Origin of the sequence: Acidaminococcus sp. BV3L6, assembly GCF_000468835.1 — a bacterium.
Classification (GTDB): Bacteria; Bacillota; Negativicutes; order Acidaminococcales; family Acidaminococcaceae; genus Acidaminococcus; species Acidaminococcus intestini.
This window is the reverse complement of the sequence record NZ_AWUR01000043.1, coordinates 1-3,021: the sequence shown is the minus strand read 5'-3', so window position 1 is coordinate 3,021 and position 3,021 is coordinate 1. Positions and strand designations below refer to the sequence as shown.

The 3,021-nt window shown below is 46.4% G+C and carries 3 protein-coding genes; all 3 read left to right on the top strand.

Going from position 1 to position 3,021, the window contains the following annotated elements; translation table 11 throughout:
• Positions 1–121 precede the first annotated feature (121 nt).
• The 3 genes from dapF to HMPREF1246_RS07980 all read left to right on the top strand — a co-directional run bounded on the left by dapF (position 122) and on the right by HMPREF1246_RS07980 (position 2,866).
• Positions 122–991: a diaminopimelate epimerase gene (gene dapF / locus HMPREF1246_RS07990; RefSeq protein ID WP_009015157.1), complete on the top strand. Its 870-nt coding sequence runs from the start codon at positions 122–124 to the stop codon at positions 989–991.
• A gap of 142 nt (positions 992–1,133) precedes the next feature.
• Positions 1,134–2,333: an LL-diaminopimelate aminotransferase gene (locus HMPREF1246_RS07985; RefSeq protein ID WP_009015156.1), complete on the top strand. Its 1,200-nt coding sequence runs from the start codon at positions 1,134–1,136 to the stop codon at positions 2,331–2,333.
• Between the two features lie 68 nt (positions 2,334–2,401).
• Positions 2,402–2,866 carry a hypothetical protein gene (locus tag HMPREF1246_RS07980; protein ID WP_016459777.1) on the top strand — a complete coding sequence of 155 codons (465 nt, stop codon included), beginning with the start codon at positions 2,402–2,404 and terminating at the stop codon, positions 2,864–2,866.
• Positions 2,867–3,021 lie beyond the last annotated feature (155 nt).

Here is a 3,021-nt window from a genome sequence, read left to right as displayed (position 1 = left end):
TTTTTTTTGCTTTTAAAGTGGGAACCATCTTCGGTTGACCCCTTTTTTTAATTCTTTTATAATGAAATTGCTTTTGAGCTGTTCCTATACGATTTATTATGTTGAGGGGGTTCCTATGAAACTGAAATTTACCAAGATGCAGGGCTGCGGTAACGACTATCTTTATGTCAATTGTATGGACGGGATGATTCCTGAGCCCGGTAAGATCTCAGCATACGTTAGTCCACGGCATCTTTCCGTTGGATCTGATGGACTGATTTGTATCTGCCCGTCTGACAAGGCTGATTTTCGCATGCGCATGTTCAATGCTGATGCATCAGAGGGCATGATGTGCGGCAACGGTTCGCGCTGCATTGCAAAATTTGTTTATGATAAAGGGCTTACCCAGAAAAATCCGATCACTTTGGAGACGCTGAGCGGCATTAAGACCATCGCCATGGACGTAGCGGATGGCAAGGTTGTATCCGCCACTGTTGATATGGGCGTTCCCATTACGGATCCTTCTTCCATTCCCATGACGTGGGAGAAAAGCATATGTCTTGATGAAACCATAACGGTCACCGTTGATGGGGCGCCCCTATCGCTTCGCGGAACCGGTGTTTCCATGGGAAATCCTCATTTTGTGACTTTTGTTGAGGACGTTGCCACCGCTCCCGTTGAGAAAGTGGGCCGCGTCATTGAGCACTCTTCTTATTTCCCGGAACGGGTCAATGTGGAATTCGTTGAAATCGTGGATGATAACCATGTCAAGTTCCGTGTTTGGGAACGCGGCAGTGGGGAGACCCTTGCCTGTGGAACCGGAGCCTGCGCTGTTGCCTATACGGCCATTACCTTGGGCAAAGCCGGACGCCGTGACCAATTCCTTACCGTTGAAGCTGTCGGCGGGCCCCTGCAGCTCAATTACCGCAGCGATGGCCATATGATGATGAAGGGACCGGCTGTCACTGTGTATGAAGGAGAGATGGAGATTCCTGATAACATCTTAAAATGAACATATTGTAAATTTAATGAGGATTTTTCCTTAAAAGATGTACAACTTCATTGACAAGGTCATAGTTTTACACTACAATGAGGAAAGCTTATTTTTCATCATATAACCCAATTTAGTGGATGTTGAGGGGGAATTATTATCTATGGCAATTGTAAATGGAAATTATGCAAAGCTTCAGGATAGCTATCTCTTTACGGATATTGCAAAGCGTGTTGCTGCTTTTACAGCGGCTCATCCGGAAAAGAAAATCATCAAGATGGGAATTGGTGATGTCACCCTGCCGTTGGCACCGTGCGTAGTTGACGCGATGAAAAAGGCGGTTGAGGAATTAGGGCATAAGGAAACATTTCGCGGCTATGGCCCGGAACAAGGTTATGAGTTCCTGCATGAAGCCATTCAAAAGTATTATGCCCGTCATGGTGTGAAGCTGGATACGAAGGATATTTTTATCAGTGATGGGGCCAAAAGTGACTGTGGCAATATCACGGATCTTTTTGAAGATACAAATGTTGTTCTCGTCCCTAATCCTGTTTATCCGGTTTATGCGGATACGAACGTAATGCGCGGTCGCAAGATCCTTTATATGAATGGAACCCCGCAAAATCATTTCCTGCCCATGCCTGATGACAGTGTGAAAGCAGATATCATCTATCTGTGCTCACCCAACAATCCGACGGGAGCTGTTTATACGCGGGAACAGCTGGAGAAATGGGTCGCTTATGCACGGAAGAATGACGCCATCATCCTTTATGATGCGGCTTATGAGGCTTTCATTACGGATCCTTCCATTCCCCGCAGCATCTTTGCCATTCCCGGTGCCCGTGAATGTGCCATTGAGTTTTGCTCTTTCTCCAAGACGGCTGGTTTCACCGGAACCCGGTGTGGCTATACGGTTGTGCCTCAGGAACTGGTTCGCCGGACACCTGATGGGAAAGAACTCCACCTCAATACGATGTGGCTCCGCCGTCAGACGACAAAATTCAATGGGGTCAACTATTTTGTGCAGCGCGGCGCTGAAGCCGCCATGTCCGTCCTAGGCGAGAAGCAGTGCGGTGATATGCTGGACTATTATCGGGAAAATGCCCGCATCATGATGCGCACCTTTGATAAGAAGGGCTATACCTATTTTGGCGGTGTTCATTCCCCTTATGTTTGGATGCAGTGCCCGAAGGGAATGAAAAGCTGGGACTATTTTGATTATCTCCTGAACAAGCTTGCTATCGTTGGAACCCCTGGTTCTGGTTTTGGCAGCATGGGTGAAGGATACCTTCGTCTGACCGCGTTTGGCAGTCGTGAAGGAACGATTGAAGCGATGAAACGGATTGAAAAAGATTCACTGTAATTAGCAAAAATTATCGCAATCGTGTATAATGAAGGAAGCTACAATCTTGTAATGAAAGGATGACAAACATGAAAAAATTGATTGCTTTACTTGTTATGGTTATGAGTCTTGGTCTGTCCAGCCTCGGCCTTGCAAGTCCTGCCAGTGACGCCCTTAAAACGGAGGAACAGGCCGTTGACGCTGTAATGAAGGTACTCACGTCAAACACAGACCTGGCAACGGTTGAAACCTATTTTACGCCGGAACTGAAGAAGAACTTCACGGCCGCTGCGCTTAAAACCACGAAAAAGAATGTAGAAGACCAGATTGGCAAAATTTCTGATTTGAAGCTGTATCAGCTCCGTCGTTTTGACAATGCCGATGAGCTCGTTTATGTTGGTAAGGCCAATAAATCCCCGAATGCCCGTGTCGTTGTGATTTTTGATACGAAAGGCCGCAACCCCATGATGAACGGTCTTGTTATCATGCCCGCTGATATCCAAAAGGAAATCCAGCAGGCTCAGGCTGCACAGCAGGCGAAAAACAAGAAATAATAAAGTGCGAAAGATCAATCTGGGAGGAAACTTTTCTTCCCAGATTTTTTGGTTCTATAATTTATTTTGGGGCGCTAAAGTGACCGTCCAGATGCGTGTCCTCTCAGCGCCTACTTTTTTTCAATAAAAAAATAGGCATATGCACTCAAATCCTC

Coding starts and splice junctions, on each gene's coding strand:
- HMPREF1246_RS07985 (WP_009015156.1), top strand. CDS start 1,134: ATGGCAATTGTAAATGGAAATTATGCAAAGCTTCAGGATAGCTATCTC.
- HMPREF1246_RS07980 (WP_016459777.1), top strand. CDS start 2,402: ATGAAAAAATTGATTGCTTTACTTGTTATGGTTATGAGTCTTGGTCTG.